This is a genomic window from Bradyrhizobium sp. LTSP885, assembly GCF_000938305.1.
Taxonomy (GTDB): domain Bacteria; phylum Pseudomonadota; class Alphaproteobacteria; order Rhizobiales; family Xanthobacteraceae; genus Bradyrhizobium.
Genome location: NZ_JYMT01000018.1, coordinates 78631 through 103492, shown reverse-complemented (window position 1 = coordinate 103492; position 24862 = coordinate 78631). Strand labels below are relative to the sequence as shown.

The 24862-nt window shown below is 60.9% G+C and carries 21 protein-coding genes and 1 tRNA gene; 8 read left to right on the top strand and 14 right to left on the bottom strand.

Translation table 11 applies throughout. The annotated features are described in order from the left end of the window. Positions 1 to 326 precede the first annotated feature (326 nt). The 4 genes from UP09_RS11740 to UP09_RS11720 all read left to right on the top strand — a co-directional run bounded on the left by UP09_RS11740 (position 327) and on the right by UP09_RS11720 (position 2578). Entirely contained in the window at positions 327 to 572 is a 246-nt protein-coding gene (locus tag UP09_RS11740; protein WP_044538331.1) for a hypothetical protein, read from the top strand. A 440-nt stretch (positions 573 to 1012) separates the two neighbouring features. Continuing rightward, positions 1013 to 1549 carry a ParB/Srx family N-terminal domain-containing protein gene (locus UP09_RS38980; protein WP_082070098.1) on the top strand — a complete coding sequence of 179 codons (537 nt, stop codon included), beginning with the start codon at positions 1013 to 1015 and terminating at the stop codon, positions 1547 to 1549. Further along, positions 1464 to 1814: a hypothetical protein gene (locus tag UP09_RS38085; protein WP_044538328.1), complete on the top strand. Its 351-nt coding sequence runs from the start codon at positions 1464 to 1466 to the stop codon at positions 1812 to 1814. The genes UP09_RS38980 and UP09_RS38085 overlap by 86 nt, the downstream gene beginning before the upstream one ends. Before the next feature lie 32 nt (positions 1815 to 1846). Further along, positions 1847 to 2578 carry a DUF3750 domain-containing protein gene (locus UP09_RS11720; protein WP_044538327.1) on the top strand — a complete coding sequence of 244 codons (732 nt, stop codon included), beginning with the start codon at positions 1847 to 1849 and terminating at the stop codon, positions 2576 to 2578. Between the two features lie 230 nt (positions 2579 to 2808). On the opposite strand, the gene UP09_RS11715 is transcribed toward UP09_RS11720, so the two are convergent. From UP09_RS11715 to UP09_RS37550, 12 genes are all read right to left on the bottom strand, one after another. After that, positions 2809 to 4008 (bottom strand): aspartate transaminase, encoded by a 1200-nt coding sequence (locus UP09_RS11715; RefSeq protein ID WP_044538326.1) that lies wholly within the window; start codon positions 4006 to 4008, stop codon positions 2809 to 2811. Beyond that, a complete protein-coding gene (locus tag UP09_RS11710) occupies positions 4008 to 4745 on the bottom strand; it encodes an HpcH/HpaI aldolase family protein (protein ID WP_044538325.1) in 738 nt (245 codons plus the stop codon). The genes UP09_RS11715 and UP09_RS11710 overlap by 1 nt, the downstream gene beginning before the upstream one ends. 40 nt (positions 4746 to 4785) lie before the next feature. Next, complete coding sequence (locus UP09_RS11705; RefSeq protein WP_044538486.1) at positions 4786 to 5586, bottom strand: SDR family oxidoreductase; 801 nt, start codon at positions 5584 to 5586, stop codon at positions 4786 to 4788. Positions 5587 to 5615: 29 nt separating this feature from the next. Next, the gene (locus UP09_RS11700; protein ID WP_044538324.1) at positions 5616 to 7274 is read right to left on the bottom strand and encodes a hydantoinase B/oxoprolinase family protein; all 1659 of its coding nucleotides are present in this window, start codon (positions 7272 to 7274) and stop codon (positions 5616 to 5618) included. 11 nt (positions 7275 to 7285) lie between these two features. Further along, complete coding sequence (locus UP09_RS11695; RefSeq protein ID WP_044538485.1) at positions 7286 to 9364, bottom strand: hydantoinase/oxoprolinase family protein; 2079 nt, start codon at positions 9362 to 9364, stop codon at positions 7286 to 7288. A gap of 124 nt (positions 9365 to 9488) precedes the next feature. Continuing rightward, the gene (locus UP09_RS11690; RefSeq protein ID WP_044538323.1) at positions 9489 to 10244 is read right to left on the bottom strand and encodes a branched-chain amino acid ABC transporter ATP-binding protein; all 756 of its coding nucleotides are present in this window, start codon (positions 10242 to 10244) and stop codon (positions 9489 to 9491) included. Then, positions 10234 to 11022 carry an ABC transporter ATP-binding protein gene (locus UP09_RS11685; RefSeq protein WP_044538322.1) on the bottom strand — a complete coding sequence of 263 codons (789 nt, stop codon included), beginning with the start codon at positions 11020 to 11022 and terminating at the stop codon, positions 10234 to 10236. Before UP09_RS11685 ends, UP09_RS11690 begins: the two co-directional genes overlap by 11 nt. Then, the gene (locus UP09_RS11680; RefSeq protein WP_052833062.1) at positions 11019 to 12023 is read right to left on the bottom strand and encodes a branched-chain amino acid ABC transporter permease; all 1005 of its coding nucleotides are present in this window, start codon (positions 12021 to 12023) and stop codon (positions 11019 to 11021) included. Before UP09_RS11680 ends, UP09_RS11685 begins: the two co-directional genes overlap by 4 nt. 10 nt (positions 12024 to 12033) lie before the next feature. Then, positions 12034 to 12906, bottom strand: a complete 873-nt coding sequence (locus tag UP09_RS11675) for a branched-chain amino acid ABC transporter permease (protein WP_044538321.1) — start codon at positions 12904 to 12906, stop codon at positions 12034 to 12036. Between the two features lie 35 nt (positions 12907 to 12941). Then, complete coding sequence (locus UP09_RS11670) at positions 12942 to 14120, bottom strand: ABC transporter substrate-binding protein (RefSeq protein WP_156164562.1); 1179 nt, start codon at positions 14118 to 14120, stop codon at positions 12942 to 12944. Between the two features lie 154 nt (positions 14121 to 14274). Next, entirely contained in the window at positions 14275 to 15252 is a 978-nt protein-coding gene (locus UP09_RS11665; protein ID WP_063840140.1) for a LysR substrate-binding domain-containing protein, read from the bottom strand. A gap of 194 nt (positions 15253 to 15446) precedes the next feature. Further along, complete coding sequence (locus UP09_RS37550) at positions 15447 to 15689, bottom strand: hypothetical protein (protein WP_156164561.1); 243 nt, start codon at positions 15687 to 15689, stop codon at positions 15447 to 15449. A 156-nt stretch (positions 15690 to 15845) separates the two neighbouring features. On the opposite strand from UP09_RS37550, the gene UP09_RS11660 reads away from it, so the two are divergent. Both UP09_RS11660 and UP09_RS11655 read left to right on the top strand, forming a co-directional pair. Continuing rightward, positions 15846 to 17216, top strand: a complete 1371-nt coding sequence (locus UP09_RS11660; protein WP_044538320.1) for an IS1182 family transposase — start codon at positions 15846 to 15848, stop codon at positions 17214 to 17216. Between the two features lie 256 nt (positions 17217 to 17472). After that, positions 17473 to 19680, top strand: coding sequence for a carboxypeptidase-like regulatory domain-containing protein (locus UP09_RS11655; RefSeq protein WP_044538319.1), 2208 nt, complete (start codon positions 17473 to 17475; stop codon positions 19678 to 19680). 633 nt (positions 19681 to 20313) lie between these two features. On the opposite strand, the gene UP09_RS11650 is transcribed toward UP09_RS11655, so the two are convergent. Then, positions 20314 to 20388, bottom strand: a tRNA-Gln gene (locus UP09_RS11650). Positions 20389 to 20710: 322 nt separating this feature from the next. On the opposite strand from UP09_RS11650, the gene UP09_RS11645 reads away from it, so the two are divergent. Both UP09_RS11645 and UP09_RS11640 read left to right on the top strand, forming a co-directional pair. Next, on the top strand, positions 20711 to 22489 hold the full coding sequence (locus UP09_RS11645; RefSeq protein WP_044538318.1) for an acyl-CoA dehydrogenase family protein: 1779 nt from the start codon (positions 20711 to 20713) through the stop codon (positions 22487 to 22489). Between the two features lie 335 nt (positions 22490 to 22824). Continuing rightward, a complete protein-coding gene (locus UP09_RS11640; protein WP_044538317.1) occupies positions 22825 to 23388 on the top strand; it encodes a DinB family protein in 564 nt (187 codons plus the stop codon). 262 nt (positions 23389 to 23650) lie between these two features. Here UP09_RS11640 and dapD read toward each other — a convergent pair whose 3' ends face one another. Continuing rightward, entirely contained in the window at positions 23651 to 24622 is a 972-nt protein-coding gene (dapD, locus tag UP09_RS11635) for a 2,3,4,5-tetrahydropyridine-2,6-dicarboxylate N-succinyltransferase (RefSeq protein WP_044538316.1), read from the bottom strand. Between the last annotated feature and the right edge of the window lie 240 nt (positions 24623 to 24862).

Below are 24862 nucleotides of genomic sequence, written 5' to 3'. Positions count from 1 at the left end.
CATGTCCCCAATTGCGCCGACGACACGAAATATGGCGTCGTACGAACGACACGAAACGATTCAGCAATTTCATCTTGAAATGACAATTCGAGAGGAATGAATTCAAGAAATCAAATAATCATCTGCGCGCCCGTCTAGCGCCTATTGCGCGTCTATTCGGTCAGTTTATTTCGAGTCTGAATTCTTGAAACCGATTTTAAATTCAAGTGGCTTTCTAGGCCACGCTGACCGCGTTAAATTTTCGCAGGATTCCACGAACAGTTAGCTCTTCTGGTTCCCTCCAAACCGGCCTAAATTGGCAAGGTGAGCATGGAGGCTCGAATCCAATGAAATTCCCGCTGAGTCGGGCGCCGGAAATGTTCTTTGACGAGCAGCTCCGGCAGATTTTCGTTTCCTATTTTGAAACGCCAGAAGTTGCCCTGAAGCGGATTGGCTATCCCCCGGGTCTGACTGGCTACCACCATGAGCGCTATGAAATGTGCAAAAGCCTATCAAAGGAACTTTGGCGGGAAATTGCGAAGCGTGTGCGGTTGGGCGCGAATTGCTTCGTAATTTGCAAACGAAGTTTCTGAGTGAAGAGTTAGTAGCTACTGGCGTGCCACGCGGTCGGTCCGATCCCACGAGAGAGTCCATACCGACCGTTGAGTGGAAGCGCCTCTGGCCTAACTTCGTCGGCAATTGGGCAATGAGCACGGTGGGAAGCTATGCGACATTGAATTATCATGGCATCCAAAAGACCCGAAGTCCGAACTGCGCGAACGCTGCGAATGCCTGCTACAAACACGAAAAGCACAAGGTGAAGGCCGTCGAAAGATCCTCATACAGGAAGCTGCTCGTTATTTTGGAGAACATATCCCAGTTCGAATTTTCAATGCGGCTTATCAGGAGGTTTTTAGCAAACGACGAGGGCGTCCCCGTTCGGCCAGATAAATAAACACACAGCCCGCTTATTTGTTTATTTTTGAAGTTTCTCTACGGTCTGCTGTTCTCCGCTTAACTAACGGAGGCAACATTGGCAATTACCCGGACGCTATCTAATCGCGACAAGGTCGAATTTCCTCTTAACGAGCTCGTCCCGATAGGCGCGCTCCGACCCCATCCGAGAAACGCTAGAACCCATTCGAAGAGGCAGATAGCGCTGATAAGACAAAGCATTGAGAAATTCGGTCAAATAAAACCGGTAATAGTTGATGACCAAAGTACCATTCTGGCCGGCCACGGCTTTGTCGAAGCCGCCCGACTGGTGGGGCTGACCCAGGTCGCAATCATCCGGTTTGGGCACCTCTCCGACGCTGAAAAGCGAGCCTATCTGATTGCCGATAACAGGATTGCGGAACAAGCCGGCTGGGATCGCGAAATGTTGGCGATCGAGTTAGGAGAACTCGTGGACTTGCTGCCTGCTGAGGACCTCGAAGTCACGCTGACAGGATGGCTCTCTGAACCTCGCCTTCGTAAAAGAGTCTTTGATCGAGGCGATCAAGATACCCAGGGCCAAGCAGCCGGCCGACAGCCCTCACATTGTTCCAGGTTCATCCACACAGGAGCCTGATCAAAAGGTGCTGCAGTCTTTGGCTCGGGTGCACGCTTGGCAGCGAGACCTTGCAAGCGGGCGTTTCGCTTCAATCGAGGATCTCGCGGTCGCTATACGCCTTCACCCCAAGGTCATCCGGGGCGAACTACGGCTTGCCTTCCTCGCGCCAAACATCCTGAAAGGCGTCCTTTACGGCGAGATCCCCGCAACTTTGCGGGATCTGCGGAAGGTACAGGCACTCAGCTGGCAAGGTCAAAAAGCAGAACTATATGATGGCCTGTGAGCGCTGGTGGGCCTGCGAGTTTGAGAAAATCCGTGATCGCTTTCTTGCTGTTGGTTTTTGTGCCGATCGGAATATCTGCCGGGCGTTACTATTGGTTCGCCGACACGCGAGGCAGCTGGCAAACGGCGGATCGTTCAAGCGCTGGTCTTCTGCCCCCGGCGTCTTCCCATCCCGAGGCTTTGATCCGGGTATTTGCCGCCCGTACTGTTCGGTGGCGTGGCATCTTTGCGGTCCATACCTGGATCGTGGTCAAGGAAGCCGGCGCGAGCAATTACAGCCGATATGATTACACCGCGTGGGGCGAGCCTATTCGGGTCAATGGCTTTGCAGCGGATGGTCGTTGGTTTGGCGCCGATCCAGCGGTTGTCGTGGCCATCGATGGCGAAGAAGCCCAAAATCTCATTCCTAAGATCCACCAGGTCGTTGAAGATTATAAGTTCCGCGCCTATGGCGACTACAGCGCATGGCCGGGGCCGAACTCGAACACGTTCGTTCAGGCCGCACTTGATGCCGTTCCCGGGCTCAATGCTGTTCTTCCGCCGACGGCCATCGGTAAGGACTACCCGTATCGGGGAAGATGGTTCGGCTTAACCGCGTCAGGAACCGGACTGTACGCCACGCTCGCCGGCTATCTGGGCATCACGGTCGGCTGGGTTGAGGGTTTCGAAATCAACTTCTTCGGAGCAGTCGTCGGTTTCGACTTGCGGCGTCCAGCGCTCAAATTGCCTGGCATTGGGCGGATCGGCGTTGCGGCAGGGGCGTAACCTGGGTGTCTTTGCTTAACCATCGTTATGGAAGATCCGTTAAGCGACCGACCGCTTTGCGCCAGGAGCGGCCGCTCCGTTGGTCTAGCGCTTGAGCTAGGCAAAGGATCTCGGGCTAAACGAAGATCGCTCGACCAAGGCGTCTCGGCCAAATTGTTATTGATTTCGCGAACCGAACCGGTCGCCTCTGCTTAGATTTCGAACTGCGCAATTTTGCCACTTACGATCCATCAGGCAAGATTCCGGCAGACTGCCGCAATGGAAGCGCAGCCGCGCTCGATGACCCTGTCGTCAGTCGAGATCGAGATGCGAAAATATCCCGGTAGACCATAAGCCGAGCCGTGAACGGCCGCGACGCCACCAGCGTCCAACAAATGCAGGACGAACGCGCGATCATCCTCCAGGATTGTCCCTTCCGGCGTCTTGCGTCCGACAAAAGCAGAGCAATTCGGGAAAAGATAGAATCCTCCGTCCGGTTTCAGGCAGGTGAGGCCCGGTATCGCATTGAGCATACCGAGCGCGAGATCTCGGCGGCGGGCATAGACCGCAACACTCTCGGCGATAAAGTCCTGTGGCCCAGTGATTGCGGCGAGCGCCGCAAATTGACTCACCGCAGCGGGACAAGACGAACTCTGAGACTGCAGCATGTTGATGGCGTCGATGATGGACTTGGGACCGGCCCCGTAGCCAATACGCCAACCCGTCATGGCATAGGTCTTGGAGACGCCATTGACGATGAAGACCCGGTCGGCGAGATCGGGCACGGCTTGCACCAAACTCGGCGCGGCCTCCGGCTTGAACCAGACCTCATCATAGATCTCGTCGGTCAACACGCCGACATGGGGATGACGGCGCAGCACTTCGGCGAGCGCTCTCAGCTCGGCCGCGTCGTAGGCGATACCTGTCGGATTTCCGGGCGTGTTCAGCACCAGCCAGCGGGTCTTTGGCGTGATCGCGGCCTCCAGCTGGGCGGAAGTGAGCTTGAAGGATTGTTGCTGCCGGCAAGTGACGATGACCGGGATGCCGTCATTGGCGAGCACCATGTCGGGATAGGATACCCAATAGGGTGCGGGGATGATGACCTCGCTGCCTGGATCGAGCGTTGCCATCAACGCCAGAAAGATTACCTGCTTGCCGCCGCCACCGACCGTGATCCTGTCCGGGGTATAGGACACACCGGTGCGCTGCGTCATCTTGGCTGCGATTGCCTCACGGAGGGGAGCAATGCCATTGGCAGGCGTGTACTTGGTTTCGCCGCGCGTGATCGCGTCGACCGCAGCCTGTTTAATATGGGCCGGTGTGTCGAAATCAGGCTCGCCTATCGTCAAATCGAGGATGGCACGCCCCTGGGCCTTCAGGTCGCGGACGCGCTGGGCCGCGGCCGTCGTCGGGGAGACCTTGATGCGCTGCGCGCGCTCGGAAAGAACCATCACGACATCAGACTCCGGGTTGGATGACGTTCGCTTTTGCGTGCAGCGAGTTCGTGCATCGCCTCGATCTTGTCGCGCAGGAACGGGTCGACATGGCAGTAAAGCAGCTGGGCGCCGCAACGCGACCAATGTTCGATGTCGTCTTCGATTACCAGGGTGCCTGCGATCTTGCCGGCAGCGCGAATGCGCGCCAACGTCGACTCGACGAGATCGAGCACCTCTCGCGGACGCGGCTGACCACGCGGGACTGAGGGCAGATAGCCCATCGACTGCGAGAGATCGCCCGGTCCGACGAAGAAGACGTCAATGCCTTCGACCGCAAGAATTTCGTCGAGATTGCCGACGGCCTCGACCGTCTCGACCATGCAGATCAGTAGCTTCGTCTCGAAATCTGCGGGGCAGGCATGGCGTACAGTCGCGACCACCGCTCGGGCCTGTTCAGCCGTATTGACGAGCGGCACCATCAACCCGTCGACACCCGCATTGAGATAGCGCGTCAGAAGCGAGCGCTGATGCGAATCCGGACGCAGGATCGCGCCGCCGCCGCCGGAGCGCGCCGATCGCGCCATTTCGCGCGCTTCATCGAAGCTTGCCGTGCCGTGCTCGCAATCGATAAAGATCGTATCCGCCTTCAGCTCAGTGAGGCGGGCCACCAGTCCCGATGAGACATGGTTGGGGTTTATCATGAGAATATGCTCGCCCGCCGCAAGGCGCTGGCGCAGTTTCGCTCCGATCATTTTTTTCTCCGATCGTTTCAGGGTCGTCTTCTTCAGGTCATCAGGACTTGGCCGGTCCAGCGCCCTCGGGCGCACCGAACCAGCGAGCCAGTTCGATATCGGCTGACTGGTCGCGCATCTTGGTCGGGACGATCACCAGTTCCTCGATCACAGTGCGCGCCGGCAGGGTGCAAGCGAGGAGCACGGCCTGCGCCACGTCCTCCGGCTGCATCAGGGCGGCGCGTTCTTCCGCCGTGGGCGGACGCGGACGGTCGTCGAGAATCGGCGTGTTGACCTCACCCGGGGTGATCGTCGTGGCGCGGATCATCTGATTGCGGAAGGTGGCGTGTAGATAGCCCATCAGGTTGCGCACACCGGCCTTGGCCGCGCCATAAGCCGCACCGCCCAGCATATTCGGCCGCAGCGCCGCGCCCGACGAGACGGTGATGATGGTGCCGCCGCCCTTGTCGATCATTGGCTGCAACACCGCGCGCGACAGCAGGTACACCGCGGTCAGGTTGGCATCGACCGTTGCTTGCCAGTCCTGCGGCGTGATGAAGGCGAGGTTGCGTGGCCCAACCGCGCTGCCGGCATTGTTGATGAGGATGTCGACGGTACCGAGTTCCGCGCTCACCCAGCCAATCAGGGTTTCGACAGCTTCAGCCTGCGTGATGTCGGCAGCGCGGGCAAAAGCCCGACCGCCAGCGGCAGTGATCGCATCAGCCGCGTCCTGCAGAAGTGCGAGCCTGCGGCCGACAAGGACCACAGAGGCGCCCTCCTCCGCCAGCTGGCGCGCGATCTCGCGTCCGATGCCGGTTCCAGCGCCGGTCACGATCGCGACGCGCCCGTTCAGTCTTGACATGGTCGTCTCCTCGTAAAGCTTGGCAGCGGTCATTTGGCGGCATAGCCGTAATCGGCTTTCGCGCATTCGCTGGTCACCAGGCCTAGGCGGATATCCTCGGTGATCAATTCGCGCGAGCGGTTGGCCGGATCGCCCCAGCCACCGCCGCCGGGCAACTCCACTGTCAGCCTCGCGCCGGGCTCGAGTGGGATGTGACCCTTGGCGAAAACAGGCTCGCCATTCTTGAGGACATGGCCGGCCCGGCCATCCTTGCCGCCGACGACGCCGAAGCAGGGATTCTTCACATGCTCGCTAGCGAGATAGATGTTCATCTGCCCTGACGAGATGTTGCGGAAGACCAGGCGTTGACCGAGCCCCCCCCGGAACTGCCCGGGCCCGCCGGAATCGGGGATCAGTTCCTTGCATTCGATTAAGGCAGGAACGGCGAGTTCGTACATTTCGGCCGGAGTAATGCGGCAATTGGAGGGGAAGCTGAGTGTATCGATGCCGTCAGCCGTGGAACGTCCGCCCTGCCCACCGTGCAGATTTTGCGCCGCGCCATATTGCTCGCCGAGTTCATTCTGGCCTTGGCAGTTAACACCCCAGATCGGCGCGCCGCCACTGTCGCCCTGGACCTTGTCCGGCACGACGCCTTGCAGCGCTCGGAAAATCAGGCTCGGAATAACGTGGCCGATGAGATTGCGCAGATTGCCGGCGGCTGTGTTGCGCGGATTGAGGATCGAGCCCATTGGCGCCTCGTCGGTGATCGGCAGCATGCAGCCTTCATTGTTCGGCGTTTCGGGATCGAGCAGGCATTTCAGCGCATAGACCGTGTGGGCGTAGCGGTAGTGCTTTCGCACGTTGATGGCGTGGAGCACCTGCGCGGATGTGCCGGCATAATCGACATGGATCGCGCCGGACTCGACCTTGACGTTGCACTTCAGCGTGACCTCGCTGTTGTAGCCGTCGAGCGTGACCTCGGAACTGTATTCACCGGCCGGCCAGCGCGAGATCGCCTGGCGCATATGGGCTTCCGACCTGCTGTGGATGGCGGTGCCCAGATCCTCGACATCGTCGAGCCCGTATTCTTCGAGGAAACGCACCAGTTCGCGGGCCATCACGTCGTTGGCTGAGACCATGCTTTCGATGTCGCCCAGCACCTCGCGCGGCAGGCGGACACTGGCGCCGATGATGTCGAACACCTCCTGCGTCGGTTTGCCGGCCTTGTAGAGCTTCAGGATCGGGAGGCGCACACCCTCCTCGAAGATGTCGGTGGACTCAGGCGAATAGGGCCGGCCGCCGATATCGGGCATATGGGCGATGCTGCCAGAATAGCCGATCAGCTTTCCCTTGTGGAAGATCGGCGTGATCATCACCATGTCGGGCAAATGGCCGGTGCCGATCAGAGGGTCATTGGTCAGGAGTACGTCGCCCGGCTCCAGCGTCTCGGGCGGAAAAGCTGGCAGGAAATAATGCTGGGCGGCCATTGGCAGCGAGGTGATGAAGACCGGGATCGCCCAAGTGCATTGCGCCAACGCCCGACCTTTGGCGTCCATCAGCACGGTGACATAATCGTGGTTCTCGCGTACGACGGGCGAGAAGGCGGTGCGTCCCAGTGCGCGGTCGGCTTGATCGGCGATGAAGATCAGCCGGTTCCAGAGAACCTGCAGGGTGATGGGATCGTTGAAATCGATCTGTTGGCGAGCCATGGTCGCGCTCCTCACTGGATGTGCATGATGAGATTGCCACGGGCATCGACATGGGCCGTGCCGCGTGGGCCGACGACGATGGTCGATTCCACCTGCTCGACGATCGCCGGGCCCTTGATTTCGACGTCCTGCGGCAGGGCGTAGTAATCGTAGACCGGAGTGGTGACGAAGCTCTGCGTCTCGTCGAAATACACCGGCCGGTGCGTCTTCAGTGCGTCCCGCGCCGAGCCCCGGACAGTCTTGGTCGCGGTTTTCGCGGGCGCGCCCTTGGGTCCGCTGGCGCGCAACCGCCAGGTGATGGCCTCGACCGGCGAGTTCGCGACGGTGCGGCCGAACAGTGCGGCATAGTTCGTCTCAAACCGGGCGAACAGCTCATCGACGAAAGCATCTGCGCCGAAGTCGAGCGGCGGCAGCGCCACGCTGATTTCGTGACCCTGTCCGACATAGCGCAGATCTGCCGTGCGAGCGTAGGAGATGCCATCGGCATTCACCTCCGCCTGCAGCACGACCTCGCGACCGTCCTTTTCGAGCCTTGCGAAGACATCGCGCACCGCGTCGGCGTCCCAGCGGTCGAGCCGCATCGGCAGGCTCGCGGAGACGTCCACCGCGACCGGCGCAATCAGCAGACCTACGGCAGAGGTCACGCCCGCGCCGGCGGGGCAGACGACCTTCTTCGCATTGAGCTTGCAGGCCACGCCATAGGCATGGACCGGGCCGGCGCCGCCGAAGGCGATGACCGGCAGCGTGCTGGGATCGACGCCATAGTCGGCCGCGTGCATGGTCGCTGCTTCCGCCATCGTGCCATTGACGAGATCGTGGATGCCCCAGGCGCAGCGTTCGGGCGTGACACCGAGGGACTCCGCCAGTTCGGCAATCGCGGTGCGTGCCTTGCCGGCGTCGAGCTGGAATTCGCCACCGAGAAACGAGTCGGCGCCGATATAGCCGAGCAGCACATCGGCATCGGTGACGGTCGGCCTGGCGCCGCCGCGCCCGTAGCAGGCCGGGCCTGGAACGGCGCCGGCGCTATGCGGCCCGACCTGAAGCAGGCCGAGACGATTGCGCGAGGCGATGGAGCCGCCACCTGCCCCGATCTCGATCATCTGGATGGACTGGATCTTAAGCGGAAAGCCGCTGCCGCGGTGGAAGCGTTCGTGACGGGCGATCTCGAGTTCGCCACCGATCATCGGCTCGCCATTCGGCACCAGGCAGAGCTTGGCCGTGGTGCCTCCCATGTCGAAGGACATGACGCTCGCCTCATTGACCTGGCGGGCATATTCCGCCGCCGCAACCGCCCCGGCCGCAGGCCCCGATTCGATCAGCCGCACCGGTGTGCGCGACGCGGTGGCGCTCGGCACAACGCCGCCGCTGGACGTCATCCAGAGCATCCGGGAGACGATCCCGTCCTTGCGCAGATCGGCCTCGAGTCGCTCGACGTGCTGCGTCATCAGGGGCCGCGTGTATGCGTTGACCACCGTCGTTGAGGCGCGATCATATTCGCGGATCTCCGGGCAGACATCGGAGGATAGCGAAACCGAAAGCTCCGGTCCGGCCGCGGCCAACAGCGCCCCGACCTTCTGCTCATGTTCCGGGAATTTGTAGGAATGCAGCAGACAGACGGCGACCGAGGTAAGTCCCCGCGCCCTCAATTCCGCGGCGATGAGGCCGACGCTGCTCTCGTCGAGCGGCGTGATGGCGCGCCCATCCGCCGCCATGCGCTCGACGATGCCAAAGCAGCAATCGCGTGGCACCAGCGGCGCGGGATATGCGATCTTCAGATCATAGAGGTCGTAGCGTCCCTCGGTGCGAATCCGGAGCAGATCCTGGAAACCATCCGTTGTGAGGAAAGCCGTCTCCACACCTTTGCGTTCCAGCACGGCATTGGTGACCACCGTGGTCGCGCCCAGGATCTGCAGATTGTCCTTGGAGGACTTTACGCCTGGTCGCACCAGGAGTTCGCCGACGCCCTGGACGACGGCAGCCGCCGGGTTTGCCGGCGTGCTCAGCACCTTGTGCAAATGCAGTATGCCGAGATCGTCAATGAGCGCGAAATCGGTGAAAGTACCGCCGGTGTCGAATGCTAACCTAGCCATCATAGTGTCCGTTCTTGCTTCGTCACGCCAATAATGCTCCGTCGCGCCTCCGGCCTGCGGTGGCGCGCGGTGTCGACTTGCGTCCTGGATGTGCCGGCCCCTCGATGGGGCCGCGCGTTACTTTCTAAGCGATGGGCCCCGTAGGTGCCTCAACCTGGTTTCCGATCTGACCTGTCATGAAAAGCTGCCCAAGTTCGGCGTGAGTGATGTCGCTGGTGCGCCCGTCCCAGATGACCTTGCCGAGGCGCAGCACGACGGCGCGTTCGGCGACCTCCATCGCCTTGCGCGTGTTCTGCTCGACCAGGAGTATGGCGCGGCCATCGGCATGCAGGCGCTTCAGCTCGTTAAACACGATGGTGATCGCCTGCGGCGATAGCCCGACGGAGGGCTCGTCGATCAGCACGATCTCTGGCTTGCGCAACACCGCCATAGCGGTTTCGAGCAATTGCTGCTCGCCGCCCGAAAGGTTGCCGGCGAGCTGGTAGCGCCGCGCTTTCAGGATCGGAAACAGTTCGAAGACATAATCCAGCTCTGCCCTCACCTCGCGGTCACGAACGATGTAGCCCGCCATCTCCAGATTTTCGTCGACGCTCATCAGCGGAAAATTGCAGCGGCCCTGCGGCACGATACCGATGCCCTGGGAAAGGATCGATTGCGGTTTGGCCCCGCCGATGTTCTTCCCCCGCCAGCGAATCATGCCTTGCTTGAAGGTGGTCATGCCGAAGATGGTCATGAGCAAGGTCGACTTGCCGGCGCCGTTCGGTCCCATCAGCGCGATGAAGTCGCCGGGATGCACGGTGAGATCGACGCCGTTGAGGATGTCGATCGCACCGTAGCCGGCGCGCAGCCCCTCGATCGAAAGATTGGGATCAACCGCCAAGATAAGCCTCCACAACCTTCTGGCTGCGCATGATCGTCTCCGGATCGCCCTGGTCGAGCAGCGCGCCCTGATCCAGCACGACCACGCGCTGGCAAAGACTCATCATCGCGTCGATGTTGTGCTCGACGACGATGAAAGTGATGCCGAGTTCCCGATTGACGTTGCGGATGCTGTCGAGGATGCGCTCGATCAGCACCGGATTGACGCCTGCGAGCGGTTCGTCCAGCAGGATCAGCCGAGGCTCTGGCATCAGGCTGGAGGCGAATTGCAGCAGCTTCTGCTGTCCAAAGGAAAGTTTTCCAGCATTCTGGTCACGTACATGCGACAGGCCGACCATCTCGATCAGATGGTTGGCGCGCTCCCGAAGCCGTGCGACTCGACGCCGCGAACCCGGCCCGGGCGAGAAGGTCGAGAGCAGGTTCGGGAAATCGAACATCTGCCCGGCCGCAATCAGGTTCTCTTCCGGCGTCATGGTGGTGAAGACGACCGTCTTCTGGAAGCTGCGCAGCATCTTGCCTTCATGGGCAATGCGGTGCATCGGCCAACCCGTGATGTCGACACCGTCGAGATGGACCGTGCCTGCATCGGCCCGCTGCAGGCCGGTCACGCAATCGAAGAAGGTCGACTTGCCGGAGCCGTTGGGGCCCATGAGGCAGCAGAGTTCACGCTCCCGGACATCGAGGTCAATGCCACGCACCGCCTGCACTGCGCCATAGCTCTTGCGAAGGCCACGAACGGTCAGAAGCGGCTTGCCACGGACGAGAGACAGCGAATTCATTTGCGCGGTCCCGACAACATCGCGAGCCCGCGGTCGATCAGCGGCGTCAGGCCGTTGGGGAGCCAGAACACCAGCAACAGCAGCACCAGGCCGTACATCACCATGCGGTATTCGGGCGAGATGCGCAGCGCCTCGGAGACGGCGACAAAGACGACGCTTCCGACCACAACGCCCCGGATCGACCCCGCGCCGCCGCCAAGCACGATAATCAGGATCGTGGTCGAGTAGAACATCTGGAAGGTCAGCGGGCTGACCGTCGTGAGATAGTGGGCGTAGAGGCTGCCACCGAAACCGGCAAAGGCCGCGCTGATCGTGAAGACGACGAGCTTGTAGTTCCAGGTCGGGATGCCGAGCGCCTCGGCCTGGATCTCGTTGTCGCGGATCGCGATCATGCTGCGGCCGGCCGGCGAGGTGACCAGGGCATAGAACAACCCGGTCATCAGCACCGCGATCGCCAGATAGAGATAGTAATACCCAGTGATGGTGGTGACGGTGAAAGGATGGGCGCCGAAACCGAGCACCGGTTGCGGAACGCCGGACAGACCCATGTCGCCGCGCGTCAAGCCGACCCAGTTCTTCGCTACGGCCTCGCCGATGACGACAAGGCCGAGCGTGCACATCACGAAGGAATAGGTCCGGAGCCTCAGCGCTGGAATCCCGAGCGGCAGCGCGATCAGCCCGGTCACAACGCCGGCCAGAATGAAATTGACGTAGAACGGCGTGCCGAAATGCATCGCCGCCAGGGCCGAGACATAGGAACCGATGCCGAAGAACGCTCCCTGAGCCAGCGAGAGCATCCCCATATACCCGACGATCAGGTTCAACCCGTGCGCGGGCAGCAGGAAGATCATCGAGATGATCACGGCATGCAGGTAGTAGTTGTCGAGCACGAAGGGCGCGCCGAGAAGCGCGACGAGGATCACCAGACCCAGCAGCCGCGAGGTTGTCCGGGAGGCGATGCGTGCGTCGGTGGCCTGCAGGGATGTCGAGTTGGCCGTCATCGTCTGCCCCCTAGAACCTGGACTGGACGCTGAAGAATCCGGTCGGACGGACCATCAGCATTCCGATCAGGATGACGAATCCGACCGCGTCGCGATATTGCAGCCCGATAAAGCCGGCCACGAAGCTTTCGGCGATACCGAGAATCCAGCCCGCGATCAGCGTGCCCCGCACATTGCCCATGCCGCCCATGACGATGACTGCGAAGGTCTTGAGCGTGATGGCCTCGCCCATGCCGCCATAGACCGTGACATTGATCGGCCCCGTCAGCACACCGGACAGCGCCGCCAGCCCGCCGCCGAGCACGAAGGTGCCGAGCACCACCCGCTCGATATCGATGCCGTTGACCAGACAACACGCCGTGTTCTGCGAGACCGCGCGCATCGCCTTGCCCATGCGGGTGCGCCGGACCAGAAACTCGAGGGCAATGAACACTCCGATCGTCACCAGCACGATGATGATGCGCTGCCAGGCAAGGCTGATGTCGCCGAAGAATACCGGCTCGAGCCAGCCGCCCGGAAAAATCTTGTAGGTACCGCCGAAGGTGATGATGATCAGGTTCTGCAGGATCAGCGACAGGCCGAGCGTGGCGAGCACGCCGGACTGGAACGGCGCCGTGACAAGCCCCTGCATCACCAGCCGGCCAATGACCGCCGCGATGCCCATGGTAATGATCACCGCCAGGATGATCGCCACCGGGTAGGAAACATTAAGCTTGGTGATGACGTACCAGGCCGAGAACGTGCCCAGCATGTAATATTCGCCATGGGCGAAGTTGATTGCGCGCAGCACCCCGAAGATCATTGTCATCCCGGCGGCGACCAGGGCGTAGACGGAGCCCGCGACGATCCCGTTGATGATCTGCTCGACCAGCAACTCTGTCATGATCCATATCTCCTGCCGTTACGGCGGCGATCTGCTCAGCGAGCCGAATATTTGATCTGGGTGTTGAACGTGCCCTTGATCACAGGTTTGCCGTCGATGATTTCGAACAGGATCATCGGCAGATTGGCCTGGTTGTGATCGTCGAAGGTCACTTTGCCCATGACTCCCTCATAGGTCATCGTCGAAAGCGCCTTGCGAATGTCGTCCTGATTGTCGCTCTTGGCTTCCTTGGCAGCAGCAGCCACCAGCCGCAACGTCTCCCAATAGGCATAGGCGTGGACATTCGGCGTCTCGCCGTCGTAGGTCTTGCGATAGGCCGCGACAAATTCATGATTCTTTGGCGTATCCCATTCGGGCATATAGGCGGCGGCCTCGACTGCGCCGTTCAGTGCTGTCGGAGCGATCTTGATCGCCTCGGGATTGTTGAACTCGGCGCTGCCGATCAGGATGACCTTGCCGGCCAGTCCGGCCTCGACCATCTGGCGGCCGATGATCGGCGTCGTATCGGCAAGCCCATACATGATGATGGCGCCGGCGCCCGAGCGGCGGATGTTGGCCAGAACCGGGCGGAAATCGGCTTCCTTGTCCTTGTAATAGTCCTCGCTGACGATCTCGGCGCCGAACTCGCCAAGATATTTCTTGGTCAACGCGATCGCACCGCGGCCATAGTCGCTGTCGACCGACAGGACCGCGAACTTTTTGATCTTCTTTTGCTCGGTCGCATATTTGAGCACGACCGAGGCGCGGTTTTCGTCGGTCGGATAGTTGCGGAACGACCATTTGTAGCCGCCGACGCCGGCCTTGTAGGTGATGTCAGGATTGGACGAGGCGGCGTTGACAAGCAGGACGCCGGCATTCTCTGCCACGGGCTGCATCGCGATCGTGACCGAACTGCAGACGTCGCCGATCACAAAGCGGACCTTGTCCTGCGCAATCATGCGCTGCACCGAGGATACGCCCTCGGTCGGGATGCACTGACTGTCCCCCTGAAACAGCTCGACCTTCTTGCCGTTCATGCCGCCCGCGGCATTGATCTCGTCGCGGGCCAGTTGTGCGCCCCGCCAGGCGAAGGCGCCGTAGCGGGCCGCCGCGCCGGTATTGGGGCTGACGATGCCGATGCGCACGACATCGGATTGCGCCATCGCAGGATAGACGACGAAACAGGACAGCATGAAGAACACGACTGCGGCAACGGAGACGAAACGACTCGGCATGCACCCCTCCTTCAAGTCGGCAAACATCGGCAAAGGGGTATCGGCCTGGCTTAAGCCTTTTGGTCCAAACGTTCCCGCTAGCGACGAAGAGGAGCTTAGAACGATCGATCGACAGCCGGCTTCTTCGATCTCATTCTACCGCCATAACAAATCCTTATAGCGGATCGCGGCGTGAGCCGCGCTTTCGACCTGCCGGGCCATCGACCGGCGGCGTAGCGCCGGCGGCTGCGAAGTCCACCGCCATCTTCAGGACCATCTCGCGAACGACAAGCGCCGCCTCGGAGAGCGGGAGATGGTCGGACTGGCAAAACGAAATCGTCGCGGAGATGGCAGGCCGGATCAGGCGGCGCGTCACCAGGTTCTCGCTCGACAGGAACTGCTCCGCTGCGGAACGTGGCAGGATGGTCGGACCGAGAGCTGCGTCCAGCGCAACACGCATCGTCGTGAGGGACTCAATCTCGGCCGCGACGCGAGGCGCGATACGGACATGGGCGAAAGACGCTTCGATCAGCTTGCGCAGGAAATGGTAACTGCTCGGCAGCAGCATCTTGATGTCCTGCAGCGCCGCCAGCTCCAGAGGATCCTCCGGCCGTCCCGGCAGCTTCAACGAGCGCGGAGCAACCAAGACGAACTCCTCCCGGAACAGCGGCTGTAAATGCGTACCCTTGATTGCCCCGAAGCTGTAGATCAGCGCCATGTCGAGCCGGCCGGAGATGACCAGTTCGCTCAGCACGTGGCCAAAACTGTCGCTGATGTTCAGCACGACGTCCGGATGCCTGTCCGCAAGCGCGAGCAGCAAGGGCCCGGCAAAATTCGCAGCGCCGCTGAAGGTGGCGAGCCCCACTGAAACATGCCCCTGCAGGGAAGTGGTCGCCTGCGTCACGTCGCGCTGCGACTGCTCCAGTTGCTTCAGCATCGCCTGGGCATGACGATACAAGGTAAAGCCGGCTTCCGTCGGCGCGACCCCATGATTGCTGCGCAGAAGCAGCTTCTGCCTGAAATGCGCCTCGAGCGCGGCGACCTGCTGGCTCAACGCCGGTTGGGCGATCCGTAAAGTATTCGCGGCGCGCGACATGCTGCCGGTGTCGACGATCTTGACGAAGCTGCTGAGCTTTTTGAAATCGACGCTCACGCCTTACCTCAAGCCTCCTAGTCTTAAAAATCAGACTCAAGCTACAGGCGATGGCGGTTTACCGCAAATGGGGACCGACGGCTCGCAGACTTCCTTACCTTCAGCTTGTTAATCGGCGTAGGGTCCCGACGCCGATCAGCGAGCCAAGCTTTTGATCTACCGAGCGATGGAGGGGTCAATCTTGGGACGCTTATTTACAGCCAGCCCTTATCTCCGTCGGCGGTCCACGTCATGACAGAAGCATTGCGCGGTTTGCGGATCAGATCGGCCTGCTCAACGAGACCTTGAGATCGGGCAAGACCCGTCACATCGGGGTCAGCAACTTCAATCGGGACCTTCTTGGCCAGGCGATCGGCCTGTCCGCTTACCCTGCGAGAAACGACTGAGCCACAGCGGCTTCTTTCAAGATTCCCTACTAATCCGAACAGTGAAAGCATTGTGAACAGGGACTCTTGGCCCAAAGAACAGGGAGAATCCTATGGAAAGGCAACCCCTAGGGTCTGCTTTGCGCCGATTTTGTTGCAAAAGTCGGTTGAGACGAGCCGCGAACCGTGATTCCGTTGTGTTGACGCGAATCTCGGCGAGGTCGATCCATGATGGGCCGTGTGAAGAGTGACCAAGGTCAACTGTTCTACGAGTTTCATCTTGGCGACGCGGTTCCTGAAGATCATTTGGTGCGGAAGATCGACGCTGCTCTCGATCTGTCCTGGCTTCGCAGTGAACTAGCACCTCATTATTCGTCCATGGGTCGCCCGTCGATCGATCCGGAACTGATGATCCGGATGCTGGTCGTGGGATATGTCTTTGCGATCCGCTCGGAGCGATTGATCTGTCGTGAAGTGCAGGTGAACCTTGCCTATCGCTGGTTCTGCAAGCTCGGGATCGAGGACGCCATCCCGGATCATGCGGCGTTTTCGCGCGCCCGCAACGAGCGCTTCCGCGAGGGAGAAGTATTTCGCCACATGTTCGAGCGAGTCGTCGAGAGGTGCATTGCGGCCGGCCTGGTTGGCGGCGATGGCTTTGCAGTCGATGCGAGCCTGATCCAGGCTGATGCCAACAAGCAACGCTCGATCGCAGGTCAGGACTGGCGGAGAGATCGTGATCCAGCGAGGTCGAGCCGCGCGGTGAAGGAGTATCTGGCGACCCTTGACGATACGGCGTGGGGCGCCGCCAGCGATGTTGTCCCGAAGTTCGTTTCGCCATCCGACCCCGCGGCGCAGTGGACTGGGGCTCACAAGGGGCCGGCATTCTTCGCTTATTCCGACAATTATCTCATCGACGTGAAGTTCGGCGTCATCGTTGATGTCGAGGCCTCCCGCTCCATTCGCCAGGCTGAGGTCGGGGCGGCGAAGACCATGATCGAGCGAACAGAGGAGCGCTTCGGCCTCAAGCCGGAGCGGCTGATCGGAGATACCGCCTACGGGGCAGCTCCGATGCTGAACTGGCTGGTCGAGGAGAAAGGCATCGCGCCACATATCCCCGTGTTCGACAAGTCGAAGCGGGATGACGGCACCTTCTCGCGCAGCGACTTTCGATATGACCCGACCAGCGACGTCTACGACTGCCCGGGCGGAAAGCGGCTTGGGACGAGCGGTACCGTGCACGAGGGCAAGACCCTTCTGTATCGCGCAAGCAAGCTCGACTGCAATGCATGCCCGCTCAAACCGCAGTGCTGCCCAAAGGAACCATCACGCAAGATCCCACGCGATATCCATGAGCACGCTCGAGACGTGGCCCGTTCGTTGGCTGGCACCAAGGGCTTCGAGCAGTCGCGGCATGAGCGCAAGAAGATCGAGATGAGGTTCGCACACTTGAAGCGTATCCTGAAGCTCGGTCGGCTCCGACTACGCGGTCCACGAGGCGCTCAGGACGAGTTTGTTCTGGCCGCTATTGCTCAGAACCTACGGCGGCTCGCATCGCTGCTTGCGCGACCGCCACCCGCTCAGGCTCTGTGTACTGCGTAGCGTAAAAGTTGCGTAGAGAGTGTCCGGGTCGCGGGACCAAACCCCGTTACCCCAAGTGAAATGGTCGAGCCACATCACCAGTCACTGCCGACTTTTGCAACAAAATCCACCAGTTCCGGACTGTCGCCGCAGACCATCAGCGTCGGCGAAGCGGCGCGTGCCAAGACCCGCCAACCGCGCACTGTTCTCGGTTAAGCGTTTGTGGCATAACAAAAGAACGTCTCGTCTTCAAAAATAAGCGCTATCCGGGGGGAATATGACGCTGTCGATAAAGAGGGCGCCGTGGCGCTTTTCGGTAATCGCGCTGTATGGCTTCATCCCATTGTTGTCGATGGGATCTGCTTCTTTGGCGCAAACCATTCAATCCGCCCAATCAACCAGGCCGGTCGCTATTGGCTCGACTGACATCGGCGGCATTGTGACGAGCACCGCGGGTCCCGAGGCGGGCGTGTGGGTGATCGCGGAGACGACCGACCTTCCAACCAGGTACGCCAAGATCGTCGTCACCGATGATACTGGCCGTTACGTAATCCCTGACCTTCCGCGAGCCAAATACAAGGTCTGGGTCCGTGGCTACGGTCTCGTTGATTCAACCCGCGTTGATGCGGAGCCGGGACAGCAGCTGGCGTTGAAGGCGGCGGTGGCCCCGACGGCAGCCGATGCTGCGAAGTATTATCCTGGTATGTACTGGTACTCGATGCTGAAGATCCCTGCGGCCGACCAATTTCCAGGAACGGGCGACAAGGGCAACCACATCCCGACGTTCATGAAAAACCAGGGAAATTGGATTGATCTCGTCAAGAACACATGTCAGTCGTGCCACGCACTCGGCAGCGAGAATATCCGCTCGCCCCATGTGAAGGAACTGGGAGAGTTCAAGGACTCGACCGAGATGTGGACGCGGCGTATCCAGTCCGGTCAAGCAATGACCCGCATGGCAATAGGCATCGCCCGCATCGGGCCCGACCTCGGCCTGTCGCTGTTCGCCGATTGGACCGATCGAATCGCCAAGGGCCAGTTGCCATCGAGCAAACCTCAGCGGCCCACTGGCGTGGAACGCAATGTTGTGGTCACGCTATGGGACTGGGCGTCGCCAACCCACTACATGCACGACGCCATTTCGACCGACAAGCGCGATCCGCGTGTCAACGCGAACGGGTTTATTTATGGCTCCCCGGAAGAATCCACCGATCTCGTGCCGGTTCTCGATCCCGTCAACAACAAGACCTGGAACGTCGAGCACCCGTTCATGCCAGGCACGCCGTCGGTTGCCGACGATCCGCTCGGCACTTCGGTCTTTTGGGGCGACACACCGATCTGGGACGGCCACACGTCCAACCACAACCTGATCATCGACGGTGCCAATCGCGTCTGGTTTGCGGCCCGCGTCCGCGGCCCGGCCAATCCCGACTGGTGCAAGGCCGGAGGCGACCATCCGTCGGCCAAGGTGGTGCCGCTCGATCAATCGGTGCGGCACCTGTCGCTTTACGACCCGGCGACGAAACAATTCGAGCTCATTCCGACCTGCTTCACGACGCAGCACCTTTATTTCGGTCACGACGCCAACAACACCTTGTGGACGAGCGCTGGCGGAGCGGGCTTCCCCGCGGTCGGCTGGCTCAACACCAAGAGATACCTGGAGACGCACGATGCCAAGGCGTCTCAAGGGTGGGCGCCGCTCATCGTCGACGTTCCCGGCTGGGGGAAGCGCGGCGCCTATGTAGAGATCGGGCAGCCGGTCGATCTTGCCAAGCAGAAACGCGTTGTCGCCGGCTGGTACGGCGTGCAGGCGAGTCCCATCGATGACACCATCTGGGGCCAGTCGATGGACAGTGGCTTTTCCAACCTCGATCAGCCCGGCTACCTTGTTCACTTCAATCCCGGCTCCGATCCCACCAATACCGGCTTAGCCGAGCTTTTCCAGCCGCCGCCAGGAACATGGGGGCCGCGTGGCATTGATCTCGACGCCAGAGGAATCGTCTGGACCGCGTTGTCGAGCGGACATCTGGCGAGCTTTGACCGTTCGAAGTGCAAGGCCGCTCTGACCGGAGCTGCGGCTGTAACCGGTGAGCAATGTTACGAAGGCTGGACGCTCTACCGGTTTCCTGGCCCGCAGTTTGAGGGGGTTGATAACAAAGGCAGTGCCAATCACGCCTATTATGTCTGGGTCGATCGCTTCAACACCTTCGGACTCGGCGAGAATGTGCCGCTGGCCATGACCAATGGCGGCGAGGCGATTACCGCACTTGTCGACGGCAAGATGCTGCAGTTCCACGTGCCGTACCCGGCGGCCTTCTTCACCAAAAACGTCGACGGCCGCATTGATGACCAAAACACCGGCTGGAAAGGCCGCGCATTGTGGACGACATCGGGCACGCGTACCGTGTTCCACGCCGAAAACGGAAAATCCGAACAGCCTCGCGTCTACAAGTTGCAGCTGCGCTCGGATCCGCTGGCGCATTGAGTGCTCGCTGCCTTCTTTAAACCAAGATAGATGCCGCGCCGATCGCGCGGCATCCTAATGGAAGGCGTCGCATTTGTGTCCCATCCCCATCATCGGACATGCATGGTTACGGCCGCTTTGCGCCAACGGCAGCCATTCGCCAATCAGCTGTTATGGAACGAGTTCGCCTCTGATCAACTGATGAGCTTTGTGACCAAACCTTATCAATGCACAGCTGCCCTTGAACACTTCACGAGACCAAGGCGAAGCTCGCGATGGCATAGTCCGACTTGAGTGCATGCTAGTCGCGGTACGGTCACGAGGGGTCACTGGATCTCTTCTTCATCAAAGATCGATTTCCATCTGCGCTCTCAAAGCGATTCAGCTTGAGACTCACCCGCCCGATGTCGAGAGTGAGCCGCCCAAAAAGGCGCGAGCCGATGCCGCCCCCAGCGCGCAGTGGATTTCTTCTCCGATCTCTGAAGCCAGCCTCCAAAAAACGGGAATTTTCTAGGAGTTACCCGGAGACTTTTGAGAATTCCAGGGGCTAAAAGTTCGATCATCGGTCTCCAGAGACTATTCGGAGTCAGAAAAGCCCGCATTTAGCAGGCGCTTCTCCCATGGAGAAGGAAATTCTCCAAATTCAACTATGGATGGCTGGGGCGGGAGGGATCGAACCTCCGAATGGCGGAATCAAAATCCGCTGCCTTACCGCTTGGCTACGCCCCAACGTGCCGATCGAGGGCACCGCCGGTCTATAGAGTGAGGCCCCCGATTTCAACAGGGGGACGCGCGAAATCCCGCGAAAGCGGCCGGCCGGCTGCCGTCCCCCAAATATAGAGTGTCGTCCTAGAGCTGTTTCCGTTCCGATGAAATCGGAACGGAGCTCTAGATTCTCGTTTTGACGCGTTTTCTCGACGCGAACCGGTATCCACTTCGCTGGAAAACGCTCTCGTGGCCGAAACGGACCGCGCGGCGTCCGTTCGGAGAGTTGAGAGGCGGCGGCTTTCGTGGGAAGACGGTTGCCAAACGCTTCGTCGGGAGTAACGCCATGACCTACCGTGCGCCGATCAACGATATCCTGTTGTCCCTCAATCACGGCGCGGGCCTGGCTGCCGCCGTCAAGGCCGGCCATTACGGCGATTTCGACGCCGACATCACCGCCGCCGTGCTGGAGGAAGCCGGCAAGTTCGCCGGTGACGTGCTGGCACCGCTGAACAAGGTCGGCGACGAGCACGGCATCAAGCTTGACAACGGCAAGGTGACGACGGCGCCCGGTTGGCCCGACGCGTATCAGCGCTGGACCGCCGCGGGCTGGAACGGGGTGTCGGGACCGGAGGCGTTCGGCGGCCAGGGCCTGCCGCTCGCGATCAACGCCGCCTGCACCGAGATCTGGAGCGCCTCGAACGTCGCCTTCGGCCTCTGCCCGCTGCTGACGCTGTCCGCGATCGAGGCGCTCGACGCCCATGGCAGCGACGAACTCAAGACCATCTACCTGGAGAAGCTCGTCACCGGCGCATGGACCGGCACGATGCAGCTCACCGAGCCCAACGCCGGCTCCGATGTCGGCGCGCTGCGCACCCGCGCCGAAAAGCAGCCCGACGGCACCTACCGCATCAAGGGCACCAAGATCTTCATCACCTATGGCGAGCACGACATGACCGACAACATCGTGCATTTCGTGCTCGCACGATTGCCCGATGCGCCCGCCGGCACCAAGGGGATTTCTCTCTTTCTTGTTCCGAAATTCCTGGTCAAGGCCGACGGCTCGCTCGGCGACCGCAACGACATCCATGCCTCCGGCGTCGAGCACAAGCTCGGCATGCACGCCTCCCCCACCTGCACCATGACGATGGGCGATAAGGGCGGCGCGATCGGCTATCTGATCGGCGAAGAAAACCAGGGCATGCGCTGCATGTTCACGATGATGAACCAGGCCCGGCTCGGCGTCGGCCTCGAAGGCGTCGGTATTGCCGACCGCGCCTATCAGCAGGCGCTGGCCTATGCGCAAGAACGACGCCAGGGCAAGGCCGCCGGCAAGAAGGGCGACGGCATGGATCCGATCATCGTGCATCCCGACGTCAAGCGCATGCTGATGCAGATGCGCTCGATGACGGCGGCGGCGCGCTCGATCTGCTACGCCACCGCGGTCGCGCTCGACGTCTCAGTGCGCGCCACGGACGCCAAGGTGCGGGCCGACGCCGCTGCGCGCGGCGCGCTGCTGACGCCGATCGCCAAGGCGTTCTCCACCGACATCGGCAACGAGGTCTCCTATCTCGGCGTCCAGGTCCATGGCGGCATGGGCTTTATCGAGGAGACCGGCGCCGCGCAGCATTATCGCGACGCCCGCATCACCTCGATCTATGAAGGCACCAACGGCATCCAGTCGATCGACCTCGTCACCCGCAAGCTCGGCGCCAATGGCGGCGCCTCGGTGTGGGCGCTGCTCGACGAACTCTCGGCAACCGTCAAGCAGGTCGAAGCCTCCAACGATCCGGCCTTCGGCACCACAGGCCCAAAGCTGCGCGACGCGCTCGCTTCACTCGATCGCGCCAGCAAATGGCTGCTCGAACGCTTGGCGGCCGCGCCGAACGATGCGCTCGCCGGCGCGACGCCTTATCTGCGGCTGTTCGGCGCCACGCTCGGCGGCTGTATGCTGGCCGGCGAAGCGCTGGCCGCGAAGGCCAATGGCGAAGCCGAGCCGCAGCGCTACGTCGGACTGGCGCGCTTCTTTGCCGAGAACCTCGCCGTGCAGGCGCCGTCGCTGGAGAAGACGGTGACCGACGGCGCCGAGGCTGTGAACGGCGCGGATGCGGTGTTGCTGGGGTAAATGATTCGGCGGCGTCGCGATCTTCGCGCAGCGGCAGGCCGAATTTTGAGTACGGCTCTCACCGTATGTCGTCCCTGCGGAAGCAGGGACCCATAACCACAGGCGTTCGTTGTGAGATGAGCTGGGGCCACAGCGTCGCGCAGCAATTGGCATTTGTGGTTATGGGTCCCGGGTCAAGCCCGGGACGACAGTTAAGCGGGACCTTGCCATATCGGGCAAATCAGTGCTTCGGCATCGCCACTCGCCGGCAGATGCGCCACCGCGACAGCGAAGCGCGCGTCTTTTCAAGACATCCGTGCTAATGAACCCGCACGCAACAAGCCAGGTGACGAGAGATGCCCGCCGGCCTCGTTCAGACCTACCGCGCCTTTGCCCACAACAACGCGTGGGCTAACCACCGTCTTCTCACTGCGTGCGCCGACCTCAGCCAGGCGGAGTTTGCCGCCGCGCGCACCGGGTTCTTCCCGAGCCTGCAGCAGACCTTGAACCACATCTACGTCGTCGACCTGTTCTACGTCGACGCGCTGGAAGGCGGATGGCTCGGGCCGAAGGCGTGGGCGAACGAGGTGCCCTGCCCGTCGGTTGCCGAACTCAAGCCGGCGCAGCGCGCGATCGACCAGCGCCTGATCGCAGTCTGCGATGCGCTGACGCCCGACCTACTCAACGATATCGTGCGGATCAATCGCGACACCAAGGTGCAGACCGAGCGGCGCGACCGCCTGCTGATGCACCTGTTCCAGCACGACATCCATCATCGCGGCCAGGCTCACGCCATGCTGTCCGCAACGGCGGTCAAGCCGCCGCAGCTCGACGAGTTCTTCGCCGCCGGAGAAGCGCCGCTCAGGGCCGACGAGTTCGCCGAGCTCGGTTGGACCGAAGCCACCGTGTGGGGCGGCTGACTGCGGATCAGCCAAGGCGCGACTCATAAGCTGCTCGCATGATGTCCGCTTCGCTCCGACAACGACCGCTTTGTGCGACAGCAGCAAATGACGCGAGGGGCCAGAAGGCGACATCGTTGACGGCCACAATTGTCGCCAACGACTTCTTCGAGTGAGTTGCCTAGAGCTTTTCGGTTCTGATTGAATCAGAACCGAAGCTCTAGATTTTTGTTTTGACGCGTTTTCTTTACGCGAACCGGTGTCCACTTCGCTCGAAAACGCTCTAGCTGTGAAGTTGCGAGTTGAGGCCGTCCCAATTTGGGGTACGTCTGGTTGCCTCAAGAGCGCCGCTCTGGGAATTACGACGGAAAAGAAGGCCCTTCTGGCCTGAGAGTTCTTTGGCTTTCAGGACTCGACCATCTTCCAAAAGGATGCGCGCGCCTGCCGTGACGTAACAGCCCGCTTCGACGATACAATCGTCACCCAATGAAATGCCGATACCGGCGTTGGCTCCGATCAGGCAGCGCTCACCAACTGTATTCCTCTCTTTCCCTCCTCCGGACAGAGTGCCCATGATCGACGCTCCGCCACCAACGTCGCTGCCACTTCCCACAACCACACCAGCGCTTATCCGGCCTTCGACCATGCAGGGACCGAGCGTACCCGCATTAAAATTGCAAAAGCCTTCGTGCATGACGGTCGTGCCCGGAGCCAGGTAGGCTCCGAGCCTTACGCGATCCGCATCTGCAATTCTCACGTCCGCAGGCGTCACATAATCAGTCATGCGCGGAAATTTATCCACGCCTGTCACCTCAAACCCAAGGCCACGTTTTCGCGCTACGATTCGCGCTTCCGATACACGAGAGCATTCGCAGGGACCGAATGTCGTCCAGGCAACGTTAGGTAACAGACTGAAAATTCCGTCAAGGTTCAGGCAATTAGGCTGGACGAGCCGGTGGCTCAGGAGATGGAGGCGAAGATATGCGTCGTGCACATCAGTTGGCGCAGATGCAAGGGAGTCAATTTCTGTATGGATTGGAACGATATCGACATTGCGGATGTCGTCATGTCGCGCATATCCGTCTGCCGACTCACCCAACGATCTGATGATCTCGTCCTTCGTCAGCCGTACCGCTGCCGCCTTGTCGGCCTCCGCGACCAGGCGCAGCTGAAGGAACCAGGAATCTAACACGCGACCATCAGCGGCAATCGTCGCAAATCCCTCGCCTCTCGCGCCCCTCAGCTCCATCGCCATTTGGATTTCTCACACTACGATCCTGCACGTAAAGCATACGCGAGTTCTCGTAGAAATGGCAACTTCTGGGCTCTCAAACACGTCCGCTTTGGGTTCATTCTCGACGGATTCAGCGGGGGGAGTCGACGGGTGATGTCTGCTTCTGCCCGTAAGCCGGGGCCGGGCCGAGAGCATTGCGTCTACTACCTTGCCTTCGTTGAACTCGCGTCAATTAGGCTATGGCTGCGGCTCAATGAGTCC

Bases quoted from the DNA above. Each gene is read 5' to 3' on its own strand.
- UP09_RS11740 (WP_044538331.1), top strand. From the start codon at position 327: ATGAAATTCCCGCTGAGTCGGGCGCCGGAAATGTTCTTTGACGAGCAG.
- UP09_RS11715 (WP_044538326.1), bottom strand. From the start codon at position 4,008: ATGGTTCTTTCCGAGCGCGCGCAGCGCATCAAGGTCTCCCCGACGACG.
- UP09_RS11710 (WP_044538325.1), bottom strand. From the start codon at position 4,745: ATGATCGGAGCGAAACTGCGCCAGCGCCTTGCGGCGGGCGAGCATATT.
- UP09_RS11705 (WP_044538486.1), bottom strand. From the start codon at position 5,586: ATGTCAAGACTGAACGGGCGCGTCGCGATCGTGACCGGCGCTGGAACC.
- UP09_RS11700 (WP_044538324.1), bottom strand. From the start codon at position 7,274: ATGGCTCGCCAACAGATCGATTTCAACGATCCCATCACCCTGCAGGTT.
- UP09_RS11695 (WP_044538485.1), bottom strand. From the start codon at position 9,364: ATGGCTAGGTTAGCATTCGACACCGGCGGTACTTTCACCGATTTCGCG.
- UP09_RS11685 (WP_044538322.1), bottom strand. From the start codon at position 11,022: ATGAATTCGCTGTCTCTCGTCCGTGGCAAGCCGCTTCTGACCGTTCGT.
- UP09_RS11680 (WP_052833062.1), bottom strand. From the start codon at position 12,023: ATGACGGCCAACTCGACATCCCTGCAGGCCACCGACGCACGCATCGCC.
- UP09_RS11675 (WP_044538321.1), bottom strand. From the start codon at position 12,906: ATGACAGAGTTGCTGGTCGAGCAGATCATCAACGGGATCGTCGCGGGC.
- UP09_RS11670 (WP_156164562.1), bottom strand. From the start codon at position 14,120: ATGCCGAGTCGTTTCGTCTCCGTTGCCGCAGTCGTGTTCTTCATGCTG.
- UP09_RS37550 (WP_156164561.1), bottom strand. From the start codon at position 15,689: ATGCTTTCACTGTTCGGATTAGTAGGGAATCTTGAAAGAAGCCGCTGT.
- UP09_RS11660 (WP_044538320.1), top strand. From the start codon at position 15,846: ATGATGGGCCGTGTGAAGAGTGACCAAGGTCAACTGTTCTACGAGTTT.
- UP09_RS11655 (WP_044538319.1), top strand. From the start codon at position 17,473: ATGACGCTGTCGATAAAGAGGGCGCCGTGGCGCTTTTCGGTAATCGCG.
- UP09_RS11645 (WP_044538318.1), top strand. From the start codon at position 20,711: ATGACCTACCGTGCGCCGATCAACGATATCCTGTTGTCCCTCAATCAC.
- UP09_RS11640 (WP_044538317.1), top strand. From the start codon at position 22,825: ATGCCCGCCGGCCTCGTTCAGACCTACCGCGCCTTTGCCCACAACAAC.
- dapD (WP_044538316.1), bottom strand. From the start codon at position 24,622: ATGGCGATGGAGCTGAGGGGCGCGAGAGGCGAGGGATTTGCGACGATT.